Raw genomic sequence first — 22,161 nt, 5'->3', positions numbered from 1 at the left:
AATGGACGCACCATTAACCAATTTGTGGTCGGGTTATTCGTTGTTGCAATCCACCTTGAAGGTGGAGGAGATTCCGGGAGCGCTTCGCTCCCGGGGATTTCAGACAGCGCTTTTAGCAGACTTCGAGACCTTGGCCGGATTGGAAGCCTTTGATAGCTTAATGCGTGACGCGGGACTCTTCCCCTTACTGGGGGTGTCTCGCGTTGCTTCGTTTTTGGGGCAAGATCATATGGTGCATCTCGTAGCTCGTTCATCCGAAGGTTGGGGATCGCTGGTCCGATTTGCCGATTGGACCGGGGATGCCGTGCCGGAAGAGACCTGGCTTATACTGGAGGATTCCAGCCAGGCGTGGTGGAACACTGGTGAATTTGTTTCGCGCTTTCCGGAGCACGTCATCGTGGAATTGAGGCCGGATCAGCGATGGTTACTTGAGCAATTGCCTCCCCTCTGGCTATGGGTTCCGGCCAAACGGGTTCGATTTCTGGAAGCGGAAGATCAGATGGCCTACCACACGCTCACCAAAATCGGAGCTCTCACAGACGATCCGCAGGCGTCGTCCTTGCCACAGACTATCGGCGAGTTCAGCGTCCAATATCGCGATTGGCCCACGGAGCGTCTTTTTAATCCACCTGCAGGCCCGAGTGTCCTGCCCGACCGCGCCTTTAAGATGCCCACTATGGATGCGACTCCCAATGAGGCGTTATTGCGCTTGTGCGAGGAGGGCCTGGCGGAGCGATTGAAGAGAGATGCTTCAGAACCGGAACGGGAGCGGTTGCACTATGAGCTTGGCATCATTGCCCGCCTGGGATTTGCTCCTTATTTCTTGATGGTCCACGATGTTGTCCGATGGGCCAAACGTGTCGGCATTCGTGTGGGGCCCGGTCGTGGTTCTGCGGCCGGCTCCCTGGTCAGTTATGCGCTTCATATTACCGATATCCATCCGCTTGACTATGACCTTATTTTTGAACGGTTTCTTAATCCCGAGCGCCATTCTTTGCCCGACATTGATCTGGACTTTGAAGATGCGCGCCGCCTGGAGGTCATCCAGTATTTACGCACGCGTCACGGAACTGATCGGGTCGCGCAGATTGGCACCTATGGAACCCTCGGTGCCCGTGCCGCCTTACGTGACGTGGCCCGGGTCATGGGTATACCCACGACGTCCATCAATAGGGTGATGTCCTCGATTGAGTGGGGGATTAATGATAAGCTGCAGGATCATGTGGACGTTCTGCAGATGCGGATGCGGGAAGAGCACGTGAGTGAGAACTGGCTACGACTGGCAGAAAAATTAGAAGGGTTACCACGCCATCGTTCGACCCATGCCGCGGGGGTGATTATCTCTCCCATTGCGCTAAGTGAGGTCTTATACTGCCATGGCGATGCGGAATCGGGCTGGGTGACCGATTTTGAAATGGCCCAGGTCGAGCGCTTTGGGTTCGTTAAGCTGGATGTGTTGGGATTGCGTACGTTGGGAGTGCTATCGCATATCGAGAAGGCTCTCGCGATGGGCCCGGAGATGATGTCTCAAGTGGACGCAGAGGATGAAAAGACGCTTTCGCTCTTGGGTCGGGCCGACACCGATGGGATCTTTCAACTGGATGGTCGTGGCGTGAAGAGCCTTTTGCGGCAAATGCGGCCGCGCTCTCGCCAGGACATCATGGTGGTGGTGGCGCTTTACCGACCAGGACCGATGGATGCGATTTCCACGTATCTGGAACGACGTCGAAGAGGATTTACACCCTACGATGCTCTCGACCATTTATTGGCCGAGACATTTGGTGTTTTTGTCTATCAAGAGCAACTGATGTCTGCCGTTCAGAAAGTGGCGGGATTTTCCATGTCTGAAGCAGATTTCATCCGTCGCGCGATTTCCAAGAAGGATCATCAGCTGCTAGCTCGTGAAGGGGAACGGCTCATGCGCAATATGCAGGCCAAAGGGCACTCTCATGAGGAAGCAGAAGCCTTTTGGGGAAAACTTCGCGCCTTTGGAGATTATGGATTCAATAAGTCGCATGCGACCGCCTACGGGCTCTTAAGCTACTATCTAGCCTATCTGAAGGCGCACCATCCCTTGCACTTTTGGGCAGGGACACTTAGCCATGTGGAGTCCACCGAGCGACTGAAAACCCTCTTAGTTCATGCACAAAGCCAGGGGGCGACTATCTCGCCTCCGCACATTAATGAGAGTGACGTGGACTGGACTGTGAACAATGGAAGCATTCACGCGGGCCTGATGATTATTCGTGGATTGGGCGAGAGTGAAGCTGATAGCATTGTGGAAGAACGCCGTCAAAGAGGAGTGTTTCCCACTTTGGCCGCCTTTGAAGAGCGGGTGGGTCGGCGTCTTACCCCGCGGGCCCTCGATGCGCTGCAGCAAGCGGGAGCATTCAGGGGATTGGGTGTGCGGGGGCGTGCCACCCAGATGAGCCTTTTTGACAGTCCTCTCTCTCGTCCTAGTAACGAGGAGCCCGTGAATGTTGCTGCGGCGTTGGGTTTTTCCTGGCCGGTGGCGGACGGCCCCATTTTCGTTCGGCTCAACGATGGAGTGGATGTTAACGGAGTCACCCACGTCATAGAGCAGTTGGGCGAGAGGTTTCAGGGATCCCATCCGGTGCAGATTATCCATGAAAAAAAACGGGTCCATCGCGTTCCGGGTGTGTTACTGCAAGGCGACATGGAGTCCATTCAACAACTCAAAGAAATCCCCGGCGTATCGGGCGCCGGACGCCATGTCATCGACAGTGCATTATAGGAAGAGGAGACGTACGTCTCTCAATTAGGGGATCGCGATCCCCTAATACCCGACCGGCTCCCGTACCGGCTCTTCCGTGAATCCTGCATGATGATTCACAAACCGTCCGCTGACAAAGAGCAGATCAGATAAGCGATTGACCCACATGAGGACCGCTTGCGGGACTGGCTCCACCTGATTGAGAGCCAAAATCTTGCGTTCGGCCCGACGAGCCACGGTGGTGGCCCAGTATAGCGCGGTGGCCGCAGGCGTGCCTTCGGGAAGCGTAAAGGGCTTCCATGGTGGTAGGCTGTCCCGCAGAGAATCAATCAGTTTCTCAAGGGATTCGGTATGGGACTTCTGAGTCAGAACCGCCTCCCCCTGGTGCTGGCTGGAGAGGTCTCGGCCAACCAGAAACAGTCGCTGCATAATCTCTTTGAGGGCCAATTCGAAGGTCGTCCACAAAGCCTCTGGGTTTGCGGGCCGTTCTTGCTCAACGAGAGCCCGTGCGTGTCCCAGAGCGGTGTTCAACTCATAAAGGGTCCCATACGCTTCGACCCTCACACTATGTTTTGCAATCTTCTCTCCGTGTCCCAGCCGGGTAATCCCGGAGTCTCCTTGGCGGGTATATAATTTTGAGGGCATAGCTTTCTTCCTCTCGTTAGAGTCTCTTGGTGATCACCTAGTCGCGCCATTGGACGCGTTGATCTATCGTGCTGCGCAGACTTTTAGATGACATATCGGGATAACCGAGTCGCACGAAGGCGACGGGACGTTCGTCTTCTGACAATTGGAGAAAGTCACGAATTTCGGGAGCGTCCATCAAGGGACCCGTGGTCCAGAAAGTGCCCAGGCCCAGGTCATGCGCGCGGAGCATGATATTGTATGTGGCCATCGCACAGGAAGCATAATCTTCTTCTCGTCGCACCGGGTTCGAATCTAAGGATTGAATCGTCACGATGATCCACGGAGCCTCGAGAAACTCACTTTTAGACCGGAGTGCTCGTTGTTCGGCGTGTTCCTGCCCCTGTCTCTTGCGTAAAACAACATCAAATCGCAATTGTGCTAAATGTTCTTTGGATGAGCCGCGAAGCACAATAAAGCGCCATGGTTCACTCACATGGTGATTGGGAACCCAAGGCGCATAAGAGAGAAGATCGCGCACGGTATCCTCTGGTACTGTGCGATTACTGAACTTGCGAATTGATCGACGACTAGTGAGAGCTTCATGCAATTCCATGGCTGTCCTTCTTTCTCGATAGTACCTTTCATGGTACACCAAGAAAAGAGGGAGAAACTAGTCCACTTACGAAGATGCCGAGACTTGATTGACGGTGAGAATCACGGTGCCGTCATGCAAGTCATGGGCGATGGCATTGGTAATGCGACAAATCCACATGGCGATCCGGTCTCGTTCAATCTCATTGGGTGCAAGAAAGACCGGTGCCATCCCGCCAATGACGGCATTTTTATTAGTGGTGACGATAGCAAACATAATGGGTGTAGCAGCATCAGCCATGGGATTTCTCCTTTCGATTCTTGGTGTTGGTTAAGGCGGACCATTTCCCGGATTCGAGCACGGGGACTTTTTTAATCGCGCGAATGAGCGCCTCCATGTCACGCTCGACCGGCAAAATGCTAAGCCCTGCACTGCCGGTTCCTTGCGGCATGTCCATGCGGCATAGGGGGGCCTGTTCCGGGTACCCGACATCTTTTTGAACTCCGACGGCAACCGCGGCTTCATGGGCTATCGCTTGCCTTTGGGAAATATTCCACAGCACCGACTCCCCTCGCGGCCCTTTGGGTTTGAGGACCACCGCCAGACCATATTTTCTCCATCGTTCGCGGGAGTCTTCGAGCCCGACTTCCATCATCATCACCGGGCCGGCATAGAGTAGGGTCCCTTTTTCAAACTGAATCTCTGCTGGTTCAACATCAATGAGTTCGCCGATACGCGGACCAGACATAAAAACCTCTCCGACAATGAGAAACACGATACCGGCGATGATACCAGCAATGACGTTCCACTCCGCGACCACCGAGGTGGCCAGTGCGACGAGCATGGCGAGATAGTTGCGCGCTTCATAGGTAATCGCAATTCCTTCAATATACCCGGCACCGCGGCCAACCAAAATGAGCCCTTCTTCATGCTCTAAGGTTTGTCGCTCGGTGGTACGCACATCGCGAAATTGAGTGGCCGCCAAGGTTAAGAAGGTGGCCGCGGTAAACTCTTTACCCAATAGCGACACAATGATGCTGGAACCAATCATGGCCGCAATGATGCCGAGCGCTAATTGGGAGATGTATCCCGAGGGATAACCGGGATAGTGACTCTTTCCGGAACGTAGGTAGAGCAGTCGCGACAGAAATCCTGCAATAAATCCGATAATCATCGGATCCCAGTTAATCGGGGCTGACGATGAGCCTGACATGGTATCCTCCTCGTGCTTTCGGGTATGGTCTTCTTTCGGTCCTAGTGTTTCCAACTCCGAGTCATTTACGCGCGTATTTTGGTAAGTGGCCGGGGCACTCTATGGCGTAGCTAAAACCGACAACCGGCGGAAATTTCTTTGGAGTGTGAAGGACCCATGGCCAGGTTTCTCTATTGTCGCGATCACCAAACCCTTGAATCAGACGATTGGCCGCCATCATCAGACGCTCTCTGGGTCGATCTAGGTCCCGAGGACCAGGGACGGGTGCGGGAAGTGGTGCAGCATCTCTATTCGGCACATCCCGCGGTGATGCGCCATTTGCTGCATGGCGATAGTCATCGGCCCAATCTTTTGGTGGATAACGATGCCATCAGTTTTATGCTGGCACTGATTCCGGTTGAGCCCGATCGTCCGTTGCATCATTTGAGCTTTGTGATCGGGGAGCACTTTCTGGTCACGGCGCACTTAGCTGATGCTTCGCACGTGGTCGACCACGCCTATGCGTATGTACAGAACAATCACCTCTTGGATGAAGGAGTCGACTTTGCTCTCTATGAGGTGCTTATCCGTCATGTGGTGGCACTACGAGAAATGGCGAATCACCTCGATGCCGAATTTGAACACTTGCATCGGGTGCTGCTAAAACATCCCTATAAGAATATGTCCAATGACATTTTGGCGCTCAGAAAACGGGCAATGGCAGCCAAACACGTGCTGAATCCTGAAGGGACCGTCTTCGAACTCCTCAAAAGCAGCGACATGCCCTATGTGCAGAAGAACAATCGTCCCTATTTTGAAGAGGCCTCCTTTGTGATGGATGAAGTGGTCTCCGAGGTGCAGGGGATCCGTGAAGGACTGGCGGAAATGGTGGAGGCATACACCTCCTTACAATCCAACGAGATTAATCTGGTGATGCGATTTCTCACCGTGTTATCTGTTTTAGCACTTCCGGCGACCACCATTGCCTCGATTTATGGCATGAACTTCGACATCCCCGAAATCCATTGGAAATATGGCTACTTCTATTCCCTCACGGTCATGGCCTTGGTCACCATACTGTTACTACTTTTAATGAAAAAACGCAGTGGGCAAGGTTAATCATGGCAAAAACTGGAGAAAATGGAGGAGAGCCATGATGGAGGAATAGAGGAGGATTTACATGTCCGATATGTCACTGTTTGCCTTTGATGCCAGTTCGTCGGCGCCGTGGCAAGGCACCTTTCATGAGTATTTAGATCAAGTTGAAGCGACTCCAGATATTGCGAATTCTGCACATCAGCGCCTTTATCGGATGATTTTGTCGCATGGCATGGCCACCGATACCGGTACCTACCCCTTTTTTTCATCGGTTCTCTTTGGCATGGACGAAACCTTAACCCAACTGGTGCAGGATTATCTCAAACCGGCGGCGCTCGGATACGATGTGAAAAAACGTATTCTGCTGCTGGTGGGACCAGTGAGCGGAGGAAAGTCGAGTCTGGTGGCACGACTAAAACAAGGATTAGAGGATTTTAGTCGCACCGATGCCGGCGCTCTCTACGGTATCAAGGGCTGCCCTATGCATGAAGAGCCGCTCCATTTAATCCCCAATGCTCTGCGCGACACCGCGATGCGTCGCCTCGGGGTGCGAATCGAGGGAGACCTGTGTCCCTGGTGTCGCTATCACTTAGAACATGAGTTTCAGGGGCGTTTCCATGATGTCCCCGTTGAACGGGTGATGTTGTCTGAGCAGCGTCGCATCGGTATTGGGACCTATGCGCCGTCAGACCCGAAAAGTCAGGATATTAGCGAGCTGACCGGGTCAGTGGACTTTCACCAGATTTCCCAATACGGGAGCGAATCGGACCCGCGGGCGTTCCGTTTTGATGGCGAGCTCAATATTGCTAATCGCGGCCTCATGGAATTTCAGGAGATGCTGAAGTTGGACGAAAAGTTCCTCTATCACTTGTTGTCACTGAGTCAAGAAGGGAACTTTAAAACCGGACGTTACGAACTCATTTCCGCGGACGAAGTGATCATTGGGCACACAAACGAACACGAGTATCGAGCGTTTATCCAAAATCCCCGCAATGAAGCCCTAAAATCCCGCTTGTTCATCGTGCCAGTTCCCTATAATCTCGATTATCAAGCGGAGGTCAAAATCTATCAGAAGTTGGTCGGATCTTTCAAGGATCCCGCGCATCATATGGCCCCGTATACGCTCGAGAGCGCAGCGGCCCTTTCGATTGCGTCGCGCATCAAAGAAGTCGCTAAGCCAGGTGGAGATCGGCAGGGCAAGTTTAAAGCCTATGTGACCGGAGCGGATCCCGATAAGGTTCGGCAACTTCAGCATGAGGGACGCCTCGAGGGCGAGGGATTTGATGGTCTCGATCCGCGCTTTATGATGAATCGATTGGCGCAAGTCTTTTCGTCGACTCGGCACGAGTGCGTGGATGCCATTGATGTCTTGCACTCGATTGAAGAGGGAATGAATCAAGATCCTTTTATTGAACGTGGTTATCGAGAACGGGTGGCAGAGTGGATCAACATGGCTCGCGAATGGTATGAGCGTCAGGTGGAAGTCGAGGTGTTAGAGGCGTTTGCCAACGATTGGGGCGATGAACTGACAAACCTCTATCACAACTATGTGGACAATGTCACCATGGCAGTTACTTCTATGCATAATCGATCGGTGGATGAGCGTTTAATGCGATCGGTCGAAGAGAGGATGGGGATTAGTGAAATCCAAGCAGCGGGTTTCCGCGAGGAAATCTATAGCCGCTTGGACATGGCGAGAAAACAGCATCGCCCCATGAATTTTTTGGAGCACAGTGCGTTGCATCGCGCCCTCAAGGCCAAGTTGCTGGATGACATGCGTGATGAAGTGAAGATTACCACCGCCAGTCCCGTCCCCGACCGCCGGGTATTAGAAAAGATTGAGCGGGCGTCAGAACGCTTGGTGGCCACGGGGCGCTATTGCCCGCACTGTGCCGCTCAAACCATCCGCTATGTGGGGAGCCTCCTTAACCGATGAAAACCACCTATAGTGTCTCTCATAGTCATTGGGTCGATCGACCGTTATATAGTCCTGAAAAACATCGCCATCAGGCTAAGGTGGATGAAGCGATCCGTCAGCATTTGGCTGACATGGTGAGCGAGGAAAAGATTGTGGTGACTGACGGTCGCCGCACGCTTTCGTTACCAATTCCGGAATTGAAGGAATTTCGGATTCGATTTAATCCTGATAGTAGCGAATCGGTCGGTTATGCAGAACAGGACGGGTCGGGCTCGGGTCGCTCGGGAGACTCCAGTGAAGGGCATGCCTCCGTCAGCAAAGAGGCCGGAATTGCGCCTGGAGCTGACTTGGAAGAACAGGAAGTGAGTTTGGAGGAAGTCCATCGCGCAGTGTTCTCGCAATTGGAGCTGCCAAATTTGGATCTGACCAAACCATCTGAAGGGGGAGGGCGCCAGGCAGCCCCGGTGAGCGTAGCGCGCCATGGGATTATGGCGTACTGGGATCGGCGTCGCACGTTGGCCCACCAGTTGCTGCGTGAGGCGCGAAGTCGCGAAAAAAGCCATACCCTATTTCCTGAGGACTTACGGTTTTGGGTGCATGAAACGGTCAGCGATGACCGCGGCGGAGCCGTCGTCATTGCGATGATGGATACCTCCGGATCGATGGGCAGTTTTGAGAAGTATTTGGCCAAGAGTTTCTTTTTTTGGACATCTGAGTTTCTAAAGGAAAAGTATCCTCACGTGGAACTGGTGTTTTTGGCGCATGACGTACGTGCCCGTGAGGTGGATGAAGAGACCTTCTTTCATCGCGGAGCCTCAGGCGGTACGGTGTCGTCATCGGTCTATCGGTTGGGACTCGAGATCATTCGACGCCGGTTTCCGCCCTCCCAATATAACGTCTATGCGTTTCACTTTACCGATGGCGGCAACCTCACTTCCGATAATGGGTCTGCGGTAGAGAACGGTACGATGTTGGCGCAAGAGGCCACGCTCTTCGGCTATGGGGAGATTCACGATACGGAACGTAATCCGTCTCCCTTATATCAAGAGTTCCTCAAGGTGCCGGGGGTGGGAGTGGTGGTGCTGCGAGATAAGGGGGATATCTTTTCCGCCATGCGCACCTTTTTTGGAAAGCGGGAGGAGGGCGCCGGTGCTTAAGACAGAGAAAGTCTGGGATTTGGTGGAACGCGTCGCGCCCATCGCCACCGCCCATGGGCTAACGTCGGGCCATGTGCATTTTGAAATTGTGCCGAGCGACACCATCCAACTGTTGGCCGCGCATGGTGGGCTTCCGGTGCGCTATTCTCATTGGAGTTTTGGTAAAACCCAGCAACGGCTGAAGACCGCGTTTGATTACCGACTGACCCAGATCTATGAGTTGGTGATTCATAGCAACCCGACCTACGCCTTCATTGATGAAACGGTGACAGAATCTCAAGCGCTCCTGATCGTGGCTCATGTCTTGGCACATGCGGATTTCTTTCAGCACCATCGCGGGTTTTCCGAGCTTCCTAAAGACATGGTATCCCTCTCCTCACGCCATCATCGCCGATTGTCGGAATGCTACGATCGCTATGGGGCTGAGGCCGTTGAAACTTTAGTGGACGCCGGACATATTCTTGCGGACTTCAGCGGAGAAAGTCTTACTAGGGCGCCGATGGGTCAGAAAAGCGATGATGTGTTGGGATTTTTGGTGCTTCATGCCCCGTATTTGGAGGATTGGGAGAGACAAATACTGGAAATAATTTGGCAAGAGGCGCGATATTTTTGGCCTCAGCAAATGACCAAAGTGGCCAATGAAGGGTACGCGACCTTTATCCACACCTCGATGATACGAGAGATGTCCTTAAGTGCTGAAGAGTCTTGGGAAACGGCCCGATTGAATGCACAGATCGTACAGGCTAATCCTCCGCAGATGAACCCCTATCGTCTCGGATATGCGCTATTTAAACAAGCGTACCTTCTTGGGGGTATGAGCGAGGTTCAAAGAGCACGGGACTTGTATGATGATGTCGGATTAGTGCGAGCGTACTTTAGTGAATCCTTGGCTGAGCAGGCGGGCCTCGCGGTATATCGTGAACGTGAGCCGGATGCCCCACCGCGTTATAAAGATATATCGGTGCATTTGATTCGCGATTTGGAGCGAGCTGGATTGCCGCGGGTGACGGTAGAGTCAGATGCCTCAGGTCTGATATTGCGTCACCTCTATGATGGCAGAGAACTGGACTACGCGATGGTGCCAGAAGCTTTGAAGGCGATCGCAGCGCGCCTCTGGAAAGGGCCAGTAACCCTCTATACGGTAAGACAAAACGTCCCTTATCGCGCCTTGCACGATGGCACAGATTTTTATGATCAATCGGTGTCATAGGCGGCGACTAAAGTTCGCGTCCAGCACATCGTCTCGTTGGGAGGGGCTGACGTCACGGATAGCGGATTGGGTCGTCATCCTCCGATATACTCATGATGGTGGAGTTTAAATGTTGATGGTTGTCGTACCAATGTTGTCGCTGTACACCGATCGCGGATAAGCCCCAGTTTTCGTAGAAGCGCAACGCCCGTCGGTTGGTGCTATCCACTTCAAGTTCGATTCGATGTGGGTTAAGCATGCTGAATGCATAATGCATAGTCCAGTATGAGGAGAGTGGCTTCGATACCATGGCCTCAGCCGGTGCAGGAGCTATCGGCACGGCGGGGATGCCTTCTCGGCCTTGGCTGAATGAAGCACCGCAACAAGAAAAAATGGACGGATAACCGTCCATTTTTCTTAGGTGCGACACGTACGAGTCCAGAGATGATATTAGCGGTTGCGACCGGCCATGTTCTGTTCGGCCATTTCGATCATCTTCCGGACCATGTGTCCGCCCACAGCGCCGCATTGACGTGCGGGAATCTCTCCCCAGTAGCCATCGTCAACGCCCTGTAAGCCGAGCTCGTGGGCGACCTCGTACTTGAATTGGTCAAGCGCCTTTTGGGCTCCTTGAACCAAAGCGCGATTGCCAGTGTTACTGCCTCGTGCCATCTGTCTCACCTCCTCATTGCGAAGTGCTGTTAGTATGGCCCGGGGAAAGGCTTTTAGCCCGGTAAGTTTTACCGCCGGAAAGGCACTGGCGGCTAAAAAAACACCCCTCACGAGAGTTTCTCGCGAGGGGCCTTGGAGCGAGGACGCGCGGTGGGAGAACTCTTCACGCCTCCCCCACCGCGCATGCTGCGGGGCAGCATTTGTTGTTCATTAATCAGGAACCAGGCAATAATGGCGGTCAAAGCAGCCAATCCGGTGGCCCCCCAAAAGACGGCGTAACGGTGGACCATCGCCATACTGAAAACGGGCGGGCCCAAGGCGACGCCGAAAAAGCGCACACTGCCATAGAGGCTGGTGACGACCCCACGCTCTTTGGTGGTGACGGAGCTGGTCACCATCGTGTTAATCGAAGGCAATACCGCCCCGGTGCCAATGCCCTGAAACACCAGTACCGAGAGGGCTATGAAAACATTACGGGTGGCGAAAAACGGTTCTACAGCCATGGAAGCGGCGATGAGAAAAAGACCAATAACAATAATCCGGCGAGCCCAACTCGCCAGCCGCTTTTGCAACACCGTGCCCGAAATGTAGGAAGTGATGGCCGATGCTAATACCGGAATGGCGATCAAAAGACCGCGAGTGATTTCCCCATATCCAAAGGTTTTTTCCAAGATATCCGCTAAATAGCTCAATACCCCGAACAAGATAAAGAGTACCACCGCTCCGCCGAGAAAGGTCGCCAAAATGGAACGTCCTTTGGTGCGAAAGGTGTCTTTGAGGTTGTTGAAATACTGACCAAATCCAGCATGGTTCTTCTCTTGACGGGGTTCTTTGATCACGATCCACACCAAAATCGCTACCGGAAAGGATAAAATCCCATAGGCAAAAAAGGGAACAAACCAAATAATTAAGGCTAAAAGCGATCCCGCAATGGGTGACACGACTTTGCCTAGGCCGTTCGCGGCTTCAAGAAGTCCCAGCGCCCCTGCTCGCTTCCGGGATTGAAACATGTCTCCTGCGACCGCCATGGCGAGCTGATAGGTGCCTCCGGCGCCAATCCCTTGCAAGAGTCGAAAGGCCATAATAAAGCCATAAGGATGAGCCACCCACCAGGACGAAAAACCGGCGCCGAGGCCACCGAGCCCATAGAGAATCAACGAGGGCACCATGATGATGCGTCGGCCAATGCGATCGGACAGTGCGCCGGCAAAGGGAATGATGATCCCGGCGGGAATTGAAAAAATGGTTATAATCAACCCGACTTGAAATAGGCTTAAATGCATGACTTTCATCATCTTCGGCAAGACCGGGATGAGCATGGAATTGCCCAACACCATAATGAACGGCACGAGACACAGTACCCAGAGTTTCATCGCATGGGACTCTTGATCGTTCGTTCGACCTTTCATGTAGGCCATCAATCCGAACCTCCTCCGTGTGGCTTTCGTTTTAAGGTCTCCTTGGGAAGGACGGAAAATCCCGTCAAAATTTGGCCAATCACCGAGATCGGTCGATCTGAATAAGGTGTGAAAGATCGCATCGAGAACTTTTGGGAGGGTCATTAATGCTCAAACATGACGGTGAAGCTTGGCTGGATATCCTTGATTTTCCTTATAAAGAACGGACTGTGAAACCCCGTTCGACCGGTCTGTCGATGATTATTGATAAGGGTCTTGGACTCACAGACACGAAAGATTTGATGGATTTAGCGTCTGACTACATCGATCACTTGAAATTGACCTTTGGGACCTCGGCATTTTATCACACCCGTCTCTTACGTCAAAAAATTGAGATGGTGAAGTCCTATGGCGTGCACATTTTCCCCGGCGGCACTTTTCTCGAGTTAGCCTTGTTGCAAGGACGGATCATTGAATACTTGGATCGCGCTCGTGAACTGGGATTTACTGGGGTGGAAATTTCTGACGGCACCATTGATATCGATCAAGAGACCCGGCACAATACTATCAAACTTGCCCGCGCCTATGGATTTGACTTGGTGGTGAGCGAAGTTGGGAAGAAAGATCCGCGTGATCAAGACCATACTTTGCCGCTTTATGACCAGGTGAATTGTGACTTGGAGTCCGGTTCCGATATCGTGATTGTAGAAGGACGAGAAAGTGGTGAAGGGGTGGTAATTTACGATGAAGAGGGCAATATCCTCAGTAGCGAGATTGATGATATGGTAAGCCATGTCAAGGATACTAGCCGTCTTCTGTGGGAAGCTCCACAAAAAAAGCAACAGCAAGAACTCATTATGCGCTTTGGACCAAATATTAATCTCGGCAATATTCAGCCTCAGGATATACTAGCGCTAGAGGCACTCCGAGTGGGGCTACGTGGAGACACATTGCGACAATACTATTTGACATTGAGTGGTATGGTAGAGCCAGTGAAGTGGCCTAAGGCGAGTATTAGAGAGGGATAATTGTGGGAAGAACAATCGATGTGGCGTTTCGCTACCAAGATGCCGAACTGGAGCATCTAGGGGCTGTGGCGGTAATTGATACATTGCGGGCGACCACCACCATGACGCATATTTTATCGCAAGGGGCACTGGCCATCAGGCCAGTCAAACAATTGGAAGAGGCCTATGCTCTCAAAGAGAAAAACGCCCAGTTATTATTGGGAGGAGAACGGCATAGTCGACCGCCGGAGGGGTTTGACGGCGGCAATTCTCCGTATGATTGGCCCAGTCGCAAGGTGCGTGGCGAGCGGGTGGTGTTTACCACCACCAACGGGACAGCCGCCATTGATCAAGTGCGTGCCATACCTCGATTGGTGTTAGCGGCACTTACCAATGCCACGGCGGTATCCCGTTATCTGTGGGAACTGGAGCGGCCCGTGCTAGTCGTGGCAGCGGGAACCCGCGGTCGCATCGCCCTAGAAGATGTGCTGGCCGCAGGGGCGGTGGTTCATGATTGGCCCCAATCGGCGATGACCGATGCCGCGCGCATAGCGGACGCGCTTTTTAGTGAAAACCGCGACCGATTACAAGAAGCGATTATGCAATGTGAACATGGGCGTAGTTTAGCGGCCATGGGTCTTGAGCGCGATATGGAATTTGCTGCTCGCTATCAGAGCACCGATGTGATTCCGGTCATGTGTTCCGACGGATGGATCCGCGCTAATACGTAATATGCGTTAGACGAGTGCTAGGCTGCCGACCTTTATGGTCGGCATTTTTATTGCGCACAAGACATATGTATTGCCGTCGGGCTAGGACGAGGAGGCACCATGTTTAACACCGAAAATGTTGGACTCATCGTTTTATTATTATTGGGTCTCGTGGCTCGGTCAAACCTGGTCGCAGCCGCCGCCACTATTCTATTGATGCTGCGATTTACTCGGCTCACCTTTGTGCTTCCGGTATTAGAGCGTCGTGGGGTGGAAATCGGATTACTCTTTTTGACCTTGGCCATGTTAGTGCCGTTTGCCTTAGGGAAGGTGAACCTGAAAGAGGTGGGCAAGAGCTTTTTTACGATTCCAGGGATCATGGCGTTAGCTGGCGGAGCTATTGCCACCCACCTTAACGGTCGAGGACTACACATGTTAAATGAGCAGAGCCACCTCATGATTGCCCTGATTGTGGGGTCCATCATTGGCATCGTGGTATGGGGTGGTATTCCTGTTGGGCCTTTGATGGCCGCTGGAGTGACCTATATCATGCTCGAGACCATTACTTTTGTCAGTCGTTGGCTGAAGTGATGATCCGATTAAATGAAAGGGTGGGCAGTGGTGTCAGATGATATTTTTCTGCGCGGGATGATTCTCATTCGCTTTCTTTCAGCCTCCATGGAGTTTACCGGAGCATTTTTGATGTGGCGATATTATCGCCTCGACATGGCGGTGAGAATTAATGGGTTTTTGGGGCTGGCGGGTCCTCTGGTTCTCACCTCGACCATGCTTTTGGGGATTGCGGGGCTAGCAACGACGCGGATGCCCATCGGGAAAATTGTCTGGATAGGGATTGGAGTGGCATGTATTCTTTGGGGAACCACCCGTTAGTTACAGGAATTTACGCAATCGTCAGACGTCATTTAGCCGGTCTCCTCGCTTTGACGGTGCTGTTTTGCTATATTCCTTGGGGAGTTCGCCAACTCACGTCTCCCAAAATATTGGCGGGATCCCAGACAGTGGTCAGGCATATTCGCGCACCGGGACGGTGGATTGTGCTTATTATTGACGAGGATTCGCCTAAGAGCGTCACTCCGAAGGTCTTGGACGATTTAGTCAAAGTGCACGCGAAGGCCACATTTTTCTTTCCGACAGTGCACAGCGCCTCTCTAAAGATCCCTATTGAAGAGATTCTGCAGGCGGGAGATGCGGTGGGCAATCATACCGAGGGCCATATTAATTTGGCAGCCCATAGTCTGACGGAGGATGTCCACGATCTGACCCAGGCCAATAGGACGCTACAATTTTTTGGCGCACCGCGACCCACCTGGCTGCTTCCCCCTTATGGAGCTATCAATCATACCGTGCTGCGGGCCGCCCAAGAGACGGGTCTGCGTTTAGTCCTGCCGAGCCGTGGCGATCGCGTGGATAACCTCGAAAACAGGCAATCAGCTATTATTCAAGAGGTCATGTCTCATGTGGAACCGGGGGACATTCTCATGTTTCATGTGACGCGCTTATCGGGCGAGAGTTTAACGGCGCTTCCGTTGATCATTCAATTGTTGGTGGTCGAAGGGTATCATATAGGCAGCTTGAGTGAGGTTGATGGCCTGAGACGTTCGTAATATTGGACGAAGCGAGATATCATGGCGATAATAAGGACGGATGGGTGAAGTAAATGCGTATTATCGGTGGTGAAGCGTCTGGCCGACGTCTCAGGGCGCCGCAGGGTTCGTATACACGGCCGACAGGGGATCGCGTGCGGGAGGCACTCTTTAATATTTGGCAAGGGATTATCCCAGGATGCGTATTTTTGGATGGCTATGCGGGAACGGGAGCGATGGGGTTAGAGGCGCTATCACGAGGGGCGGCGCAGGTGACGTTTTGTGAACCCCATTTTGCGGCCATGAAAGTGCTAAAAGATAATGTGCGGACATTGGGATACGGGTTGACAGACAAGCACCTCGACATCTTGCCGATGTCGCTGGAAGAGGCACTCAAAGGCCGCCTTTCGACACAAAAATTTGATGTGATTTTTTGCGACCCGCCGTGGGACGTTGGGATATCGAACCAGGTCGAAGAGGCGATGTCGCGGATGATTTATCCGGGCGGTATGGTGGTCATTGAAAGTCGTGCGTCGCAACCCATCGTGGAGTTGCCGGGCCTGAGTCAATTATGGACGCGCCGATACGGGGACACCCGGTTAACGGCATATCAGGGTATGTGAAAGGAAAGCGAGGTGGGTCTGACGATAGCCATTTATCCGGGATCTTTTGATCCGTTGCATAATGGCCATTTGGATGTGATTACGCGGGCGAGTACGGTCTTTGATCAGGTGATTGTGGCGGTATTTGTGAACGCCTCCAAGCGGCCGCTATTTGATGGTGATGCACGTTGCGAATTGGTACGCCACGCCACGGCTGCGCTTCCCAATGTGGTGGTGGAAGTGGGAGATGGGTTGTTGGTCGATTATGCGCACTCACGGGGAGCAGGAATTATTCTTCGAGGACTGCGCGCGGTATTAGATTTTGATTATGAGTTTCAGTTTGCTCTGATGAATAAAAAAATGGCTCCGGATATCGAGACCGTGTTTATGCTGACTAATGAGACGCATGCCTACCTTAGTTCTACACTCATTAAGGAATTGGCCAGCTATCATGCCGATGTGACCGACTTAGTGCCCCCCCCGGTTATGCGAGCCCTACAACAGCAATTTAAGGATAAGTGAGGTGCGATGAAGTGGAACCCAATGGAGTGGTATCGGAGGTCGCCTATCTATTAGATCAGCTCGAAACGTTAGTGGATCGCGGGCGTCGTATTCCGTTTGGACATCAAGTGTTGGTGGATAAAGAAGAAATCAAAACGGCGGTTGAACAAATACGCCATGCATTGCCTGAAGAGGTACGCCAAGCGCAATGGGTTATCAAAGAACGGGATCGAATTATTGAAGAGGCGGGTCGCGAAGCGGATAGGCTGATGACAGATGCGTTGAGCCGTGTTCATCAACTCGCCGGCGATTCGGAGATTGTCAAGGAAGCTCAAGAACGAGCCGACGGCATTATTCGTCAGGCCGAGCAGCGCTCAGGCGAAATGCGGGTTGGCGCTATCGCTTATGTGGATGACATGCTGCGCGGTCTTGATGAAGAACTCACACGCCTCAAAACCACCGTGGATCGGGATCGGCAAGCACTGAAGCCTTCGGCAAAAGTGGCTAACGAATCATAGCCGTCACTAAGGGGAAGAACGTGATCGCGAGGAGGGTCTGGGTGAGACGATATAAAAGCCAGCGGAGGCGATCTTTCGGGGTAGACGGCATCAACCATAAAAGGGGGATCCAATAGATGAGACCCCCAAACGACAGCCAGAAGAGTGTCCCCACAGTGAGCACCGATTTTTTCATCCAGAGGATGGCTAACGGATCGACAAGCCATCCTAAGTGATCACCGGGCAGGTGGTCATGTATGAGAAGCGCCATGGCGATTCCTAAACCCATAATGGTGGTCCAATTCATTCCGTCAAGCACCCAAGTTCTTGGGTGAAAGGACCGGGGTGAAGAAATTCTTGGCGCACTGTGGTGGGAGGGAAACAGCCATTGTGGAGAGATTATAAGGGCGGCCGCGGTGAGCGACACATCCAGGGCCAAGCCTACGGTATGATAAGGGAAGAGCAACGGGTTGTAGAGATTAGTGTATAAAAGAGTGAGGTGCAAGCTGTTCGAGGGAATTGCTCCCTGTCTTTTGAGATCATAGAGCACGACGGCACTGAGTGGCGGAAACGTGCATAGACTCAGTGCCCACAGCACGACATAAGGTTGGGTCGGTAAAAGATACCAAAAGGCCTGATTAAGCACGTAACTTGGCATGAGTATAGGGACAATATGGTTCCACCACAAAGCGATGGCGGTTTCGAGAGTGTGTCGTAGGTCCTCCGGATGGTGCCAGAGGAGGATGACCGTTAGAGTGAGAAGAAGGGTCGCGACTATCGGACGTGATGGGCGATGTGAGAACATGATGGTCACCACCTCCACTTTCACTCTATGCATGACCGATAATGCCTATGGCCTACTTATCAAGAAGGGGAATTTGCCCATCGCAAGATGGAACTGTTTGGAGGGGTGCTTGTGGCGCGAGGAATTACATTAGCCCTATCATCGGGTGGTGCGCGGGGCATTTCCCACATCGGGGTGCTAAAGTGTCTCGAACGCTATCAAGTTCCGATATTGGGGATTGCCGGGTCCAGTATGGGGGCGCTTATCGGAGCGCTCTACTCCTGCGGTTATACGGCCTCGATGATAGAGGAGTTAGCCCGCGGCTTGCGTCGTAACCACTGGCTTGATTTTTCGGTATCAAAAATGGGTTTGGTACGAGGTCAAAAATTATGGGGACTGATGAATCTCTTGACCCATGGGCGGCATTTCGACCAGTGTGTCCCACCGCTCAAAATGGTGGCGGTCGATATCGAGCGAGGTGAAGAGGTGATTCTGGATTCCGGTTCCCTCGCCGATGCGGTGCGGGCGACCACTGCGATTCCGGGAATCTTCAGTCCGGTGAATCGGGACGGGCGCGTGCTGGTTGATGGTGGAGTATTAAATCGGGTGCCGGTCGATTTAGCTCGGCAAATGGTCGAGGCTCCGGTGGTCGCGGTGGACGCGGGCATTGATATGGCCTCGGTGGTCAAGTCAGTTTTTGATATTCTTTTTCAAGCGTTTGATGTCATGGCGAGAGAGTTACGGCAGTATAAACCGATTATGGCGGATGTGGTCATCGAGCCCATCTTGATTAACGCTCGTGAGGCGCAGTTTACGCGCGTCGATGAGTTCATTCGTGCTGGCGAGGTGGCTTGTGAAGAAAAAATCGACACAATATTGGAGATGATGGAGGGGACCGCATGAAACAGCGTCGCGTGTGGAAAGGCATATTCTGGGCAGTCGTGGTGTTGGTGGTGGCTGGGGTGGCATTGCGGCTTGCTCCCAGCGGAGAAGTGATGGTGATGCCGGGGATTACCGGGAATCTCAAAAAGATGGTGGCAGTGAAGGACGGACGCCCCGCGGGTCGGGGACGCCTCTTGATGGTAGCGGTGGACATCGGTACGGTGAGTGAACTGCAATACCTCGTGAATCAGTTGAATCCCACCGTCGAGTTTGTACCGGTCTCGAATGCATTGGGTGGACTCACGATGAAACAGTATATTCAATACAATGATGACTTGATGGAAGAAAGTCAGTTGTCCGCAGAGGTGGCGGGTGAGAAATTGGCCGGGTTGCCTGCCCGCGTGGAAAACATTGCTGGGGCCCTAATTGCGGGGGTTGTGAAACATTCGCCCGCTGTAGGGAAATTGAAAGCCGGCGAACTCATTACCGCAGTTGGACCGTACCGGGTCACCTCGCCTACGCAGCTTGAGAGCATCATGAAGAAGTTTAAAGTGGGCGAAATTATTAATATTACGGTCAAAGACAAAGGGCAAACCTCGGTTGTTCCCATCAAGACCACTCATCTTAAGGGCGATGCTAATCCGGCGATTGGTATCTATATTGAACAACTACAACGAGCGATTGTTCCTCGCCCAGTTACTATTCATGCCGGGAGTATTGGCGGACCCAGTGCCGGTATGATGTTTGGATTAGAGATTTATGACCAGATTACCGGGAGTGACTTAGCCAAGGGGCATATCATTGCCGGAACCGGCGAAATTTTGCCTAATGGTCATGTCGAGGAAATTGGCGGAGTGGCACAAAAAGTAGTGACGGTATATCGTGCGGGAGCGAGAGTCTTCTTAGTACCGAAGGGAAACTACCCGAAAGCGGAACATATGGCGAAAAAAATGGGATATCACATCACAATTTATCCTGTGACCACCATCTCCCAAGCCTTGCATGATATTGAGAAGGCCACCTCATAGTTCGGTGCTCGACGGGTCATACTATTGCCAAACGTCACCAATAGGAGAGGCGATAAGATGGCGAGTCATCGAAAAGCAAGCAAACAAAAAAAGGGCTCTTCTCAGAAAAATTCCACCTTGACGGAGCTCATTCGCCGGCAGAATCAGTTGTTGCAAGAAGAAGCGAGTGCAGCGATCTCGCCTCAGACCGGTGAGGTTGGCGGGGATGCGCCGCTCACAGCCAAAGAGGTGCAGGAGATGATTCAAGAGGCGGTCCAGTCGTCTTCGGGGAAGCGCAATCAATCTTCTCCATCGGGGTCATCGTCTTTGACCATGCAAGATGTGCAGCAAATGATTCACGAAGCACTGGGACAAAAGTCGTCGTCTGCCCAGGGAAGCGAGTCGTCATCTAATGAGAAAAGTGATCAGGATCCGGTATCTTCATTGCGCAAGGTGATTAAAAAAGCTGTGGGATCGTCGTCTCAGAGTAGTAGCCAAAAGAGCAGCACCAGTCAGGCATCGTCTACCTCAGCCGTGGGGTCCTCGCAAGCGCAGACGTCGAGTAGTAATAGTGGCAGTGGCGGTTCGAGTGGCGCACAGGCCAAGTCCTCTAGTGCCAGTGGCAAAACTACCGCCACCAATGATAGCTCTGCAGAAACGGTGGCTCAGGTGTTGACGCAGGCACAATACGAGCTCAGCCAAGAGCTACAAGCCAATTTGAAGAAATTACGGAGCGTCATTCAGCAAAGCCAAGAAATTGCCAAGAAAATTGAACTTGTTCTTGGACATGGCCAGAAAGGCAGCGGTAATAGCGAGTGAAGGTAAGAGCGACACTCATTAAAAATGGACAGGTCTTCGCACCCGAGGATTTGGGTTGCGTTGATGTGCTTACTATCGGAAGAGAGATTGCGGATATTGGTCCCAATCTCTTTCTTCCCGTTTGGGCGGAGGGCACCGTGATCGACGCTAAGGGGCTCAAGGTATTTCCTGGCTTGGTCGACCAACATTGTCACTTTGCCGGGGGAGGGGGAGAGGGCGGCCCTCAATTTCGTACCCCCGAACTGATGTTGACCCAACTCACACGCTATGGACTGACCACGGTGGTGGGACTTTTGGGAACAGATGGGACCACACGCTCGGTTCAGGGGTTATTGGCTAAGGCACGGGCGCTTAGTATTGAAGGGATTAATGCTTGGATATATACGGGTGCGTATCAGGTGCCCACGCGCACTATTACCGATACTCCACGCAGCGACATTGTATTAATTGATCGGATTATTGGGGTTGGGGAAATTGCGATATCCGACCATCGGGGTAGTCATCCCAGTGATCGGGAACTCGCTCAATTGGCTGGAGAAACTCGCACAGGAGGCCTTCTAGCGGGCAAGGCGGGGGTGCTCCATTTGCATGTGGGTAGTGGCGCCCGTGGTTTAGATCCGATTTTTGAGGTCATAAAAATGGCCGATATTCCCCTAGATGTGATGGTGCCCACGCACATTAATCGTCGCCAAGAATTACTATCAGAGGCGATTCGCTATGCCCTCATGGGCGGATATGTGGATATCACCAGTAGTATTACTCCCGATGCCCACGATACCAAAGTGGTGTCGCCGGTGGATGCCATCGACAGCCTTCGCCACGCTGGGGTCGATTGGGAGCATATTTCGATGAGTACGGATGCGGGGGGCTCGGCTCCCGTCTTTGATGACCAAGGACATTTGGTGCATATGGCGGTGGGTATGCCGAATACGTTGTTTGAAGCTATTCGCGATCTGAAGACGCAACTCGACCTATCGTGGAGCGAGGCGTTATTGCCGGCCACTAAAACCCCCGCTGCGATTCTCAAGATGAAAGATGTGGGGGAATTACGGGTGGGGTGTCGCGCTGATGTGCTGATTAGTGATGGACAAGAGGTCGTCACCGTCATTGCGGGAGGACAAGTGATGGTGAAAGACACCCATCCGTTGGTGTATGGGACGTTTGAGCCCACT

24 protein-coding genes are annotated in these 22,161 nt (G+C 52.6%); 17 read left to right on the top strand and 7 right to left on the bottom strand.

Features of this window, described 5'->3' with window-relative positions; all coding sequences use genetic code 11:
* Position 1: 1 nt before the first annotated feature.
* On the top strand, positions 2 to 2,755 hold the full coding sequence (gene dnaE, locus ACOJWD_RS01040) for a DNA polymerase III subunit alpha (protein ID WP_486991362.1): 2,754 nt from the start codon (positions 2 to 4) through the stop codon (positions 2,753 to 2,755).
* Between the two features lie 42 nt (positions 2,756 to 2,797).
* Here dnaE and ACOJWD_RS01035 read toward each other — a convergent pair whose 3' ends face one another.
* From ACOJWD_RS01035 to ACOJWD_RS01020, 4 genes are all read right to left on the bottom strand, one after another.
* The gene (locus tag ACOJWD_RS01035; RefSeq protein ID WP_486991361.1) at positions 2,798 to 3,379 is read right to left on the bottom strand and encodes a cob(I)yrinic acid a,c-diamide adenosyltransferase; all 582 of its coding nucleotides are present in this window, start codon (positions 3,377 to 3,379) and stop codon (positions 2,798 to 2,800) included.
* Positions 3,380 to 3,416: 37 nt separating this feature from the next.
* Positions 3,417 to 3,974: a nitroreductase family protein gene (locus ACOJWD_RS01030; protein ID WP_486991360.1), complete on the bottom strand. Its 558-nt coding sequence runs from the start codon at positions 3,972 to 3,974 to the stop codon at positions 3,417 to 3,419.
* A 66-nt stretch (positions 3,975 to 4,040) separates the two neighbouring features.
* Positions 4,041 to 4,253 (bottom strand): capping complex subunit for YIEGIA, encoded by a 213-nt coding sequence (locus ACOJWD_RS01025; RefSeq protein ID WP_486991359.1) that lies wholly within the window; start codon positions 4,251 to 4,253, stop codon positions 4,041 to 4,043.
* Entirely contained in the window at positions 4,246 to 5,166 is a 921-nt protein-coding gene (locus tag ACOJWD_RS01020) for a YIEGIA family protein (RefSeq protein ID WP_486991358.1), read from the bottom strand. The genes ACOJWD_RS01025 and ACOJWD_RS01020 overlap by 8 nt, the downstream gene beginning before the upstream one ends.
* 156 nt (positions 5,167 to 5,322) lie before the next feature.
* On the opposite strand from ACOJWD_RS01020, the gene ACOJWD_RS01015 reads away from it, so the two are divergent.
* From ACOJWD_RS01015 to ACOJWD_RS01000, 4 genes are all read left to right on the top strand, one after another.
* A complete protein-coding gene (locus ACOJWD_RS01015) occupies positions 5,323 to 6,264 on the top strand; it encodes a magnesium transporter CorA family protein (protein WP_486991357.1) in 942 nt (313 codons plus the stop codon).
* A gap of 61 nt (positions 6,265 to 6,325) precedes the next feature.
* Positions 6,326 to 8,179: a PrkA family serine protein kinase gene (locus ACOJWD_RS01010; protein WP_486991356.1), complete on the top strand. Its 1,854-nt coding sequence runs from the start codon at positions 6,326 to 6,328 to the stop codon at positions 8,177 to 8,179.
* The gene (locus ACOJWD_RS01005; protein WP_486991355.1) at positions 8,176 to 9,318 is read left to right on the top strand and encodes a DUF444 family protein; all 1,143 of its coding nucleotides are present in this window, start codon (positions 8,176 to 8,178) and stop codon (positions 9,316 to 9,318) included. Before ACOJWD_RS01010 ends, ACOJWD_RS01005 begins: the two co-directional genes overlap by 4 nt.
* Positions 9,311 to 10,528 carry a SpoVR family protein gene (locus ACOJWD_RS01000; RefSeq protein ID WP_486991354.1) on the top strand — a complete coding sequence of 406 codons (1,218 nt, stop codon included), beginning with the start codon at positions 9,311 to 9,313 and terminating at the stop codon, positions 10,526 to 10,528. The genes ACOJWD_RS01005 and ACOJWD_RS01000 overlap by 8 nt, the downstream gene beginning before the upstream one ends.
* A 429-nt stretch (positions 10,529 to 10,957) precedes the next feature.
* On the opposite strand, the gene ACOJWD_RS00995 is transcribed toward ACOJWD_RS01000, so the two are convergent.
* On the bottom strand, positions 10,958 to 11,179 hold the full coding sequence (locus ACOJWD_RS00995) for an alpha/beta-type small acid-soluble spore protein (protein WP_486991368.1): 222 nt from the start codon (positions 11,177 to 11,179) through the stop codon (positions 10,958 to 10,960).
* Between the two features lie 107 nt (positions 11,180 to 11,286).
* Positions 11,287 to 12,597 (bottom strand): MFS transporter, encoded by a 1,311-nt coding sequence (locus ACOJWD_RS00990; protein WP_486991353.1) that lies wholly within the window; start codon positions 12,595 to 12,597, stop codon positions 11,287 to 11,289.
* 146 nt (positions 12,598 to 12,743) lie between these two features.
* Between ACOJWD_RS00990 and comA the strand changes: the two genes are divergently transcribed.
* The 8 genes from comA (at position 12,744) to ACOJWD_RS00950 (ending at position 17,518) form a co-directional block, all read left to right on the top strand.
* Entirely contained in the window at positions 12,744 to 13,604 is an 861-nt protein-coding gene (gene comA, locus ACOJWD_RS00985) for a phosphosulfolactate synthase (RefSeq protein ID WP_486991352.1), read from the top strand.
* A gap of 2 nt (positions 13,605 to 13,606) precedes the next feature.
* On the top strand, positions 13,607 to 14,314 hold the full coding sequence (locus tag ACOJWD_RS00980) for a 2-phosphosulfolactate phosphatase (protein ID WP_486991351.1): 708 nt from the start codon (positions 13,607 to 13,609) through the stop codon (positions 14,312 to 14,314).
* Between the two features lie 99 nt (positions 14,315 to 14,413).
* On the top strand, positions 14,414 to 14,884 hold the full coding sequence (locus ACOJWD_RS00975; protein WP_486991350.1) for a DUF441 domain-containing protein: 471 nt from the start codon (positions 14,414 to 14,416) through the stop codon (positions 14,882 to 14,884).
* A gap of 30 nt (positions 14,885 to 14,914) precedes the next feature.
* Positions 14,915 to 15,184, top strand: coding sequence for a YqhV family protein (locus ACOJWD_RS00970; RefSeq protein WP_486991349.1), 270 nt, complete (start codon positions 14,915 to 14,917; stop codon positions 15,182 to 15,184).
* Complete coding sequence (locus ACOJWD_RS00965; RefSeq protein WP_486991348.1) at positions 15,157 to 15,918, top strand: polysaccharide deacetylase family protein; 762 nt, start codon at positions 15,157 to 15,159, stop codon at positions 15,916 to 15,918. Before ACOJWD_RS00970 ends, ACOJWD_RS00965 begins: the two co-directional genes overlap by 28 nt.
* Before the next feature lie 53 nt (positions 15,919 to 15,971).
* Positions 15,972 to 16,520: a 16S rRNA (guanine(966)-N(2))-methyltransferase RsmD gene (gene rsmD / locus ACOJWD_RS00960; protein WP_486991347.1), complete on the top strand. Its 549-nt coding sequence runs from the start codon at positions 15,972 to 15,974 to the stop codon at positions 16,518 to 16,520.
* Between the two features lie 12 nt (positions 16,521 to 16,532).
* The gene (coaD, locus tag ACOJWD_RS00955) at positions 16,533 to 17,021 is read left to right on the top strand and encodes a pantetheine-phosphate adenylyltransferase (RefSeq protein ID WP_486991346.1); all 489 of its coding nucleotides are present in this window, start codon (positions 16,533 to 16,535) and stop codon (positions 17,019 to 17,021) included.
* Between the two features lie 11 nt (positions 17,022 to 17,032).
* A complete protein-coding gene (locus ACOJWD_RS00950) occupies positions 17,033 to 17,518 on the top strand; it encodes an ATPase (protein WP_486991345.1) in 486 nt (161 codons plus the stop codon).
* Here the strand turns inward: ACOJWD_RS00950 and ACOJWD_RS00945 are convergent.
* The gene (locus tag ACOJWD_RS00945; RefSeq protein ID WP_486991344.1) at positions 17,505 to 18,302 is read right to left on the bottom strand and encodes a hypothetical protein; all 798 of its coding nucleotides are present in this window, start codon (positions 18,300 to 18,302) and stop codon (positions 17,505 to 17,507) included. The two genes, ACOJWD_RS00950 and ACOJWD_RS00945, sit on opposite strands and share 14 nt — an antisense overlap.
* 111 nt (positions 18,303 to 18,413) lie before the next feature.
* Here ACOJWD_RS00945 and ACOJWD_RS00940 point away from each other — a divergent pair, with 111 nt between their 5' ends.
* From ACOJWD_RS00940 to iadA, 4 genes are all read left to right on the top strand, one after another.
* Positions 18,414 to 19,184, top strand: a complete 771-nt coding sequence (locus ACOJWD_RS00940) for a patatin-like phospholipase family protein (protein ID WP_486991343.1) — start codon at positions 18,414 to 18,416, stop codon at positions 19,182 to 19,184.
* On the top strand, positions 19,181 to 20,191 hold the full coding sequence (locus ACOJWD_RS00935; protein ID WP_486991342.1) for a S16 family serine protease: 1,011 nt from the start codon (positions 19,181 to 19,183) through the stop codon (positions 20,189 to 20,191). Before ACOJWD_RS00940 ends, ACOJWD_RS00935 begins: the two co-directional genes overlap by 4 nt.
* A gap of 57 nt (positions 20,192 to 20,248) precedes the next feature.
* Positions 20,249 to 20,989, top strand: a complete 741-nt coding sequence (locus ACOJWD_RS00930; protein ID WP_486991341.1) for a hypothetical protein — start codon at positions 20,249 to 20,251, stop codon at positions 20,987 to 20,989.
* The coding region (iadA, locus tag ACOJWD_RS00925) for a beta-aspartyl-peptidase (protein ID WP_486991340.1) at positions 20,986 to 22,161 on the top strand (1,176 nt) is incomplete at its 3' end. The genes ACOJWD_RS00930 and iadA, both read left to right, overlap by 4 nt.

It is taken from the genome of Sulfobacillus sp. TH-112 (genome assembly GCF_057473405.1).
Note: the sequence above shows the minus strand (reverse complement) of the source record. Positions and strands in the feature narration are given on the sequence as shown.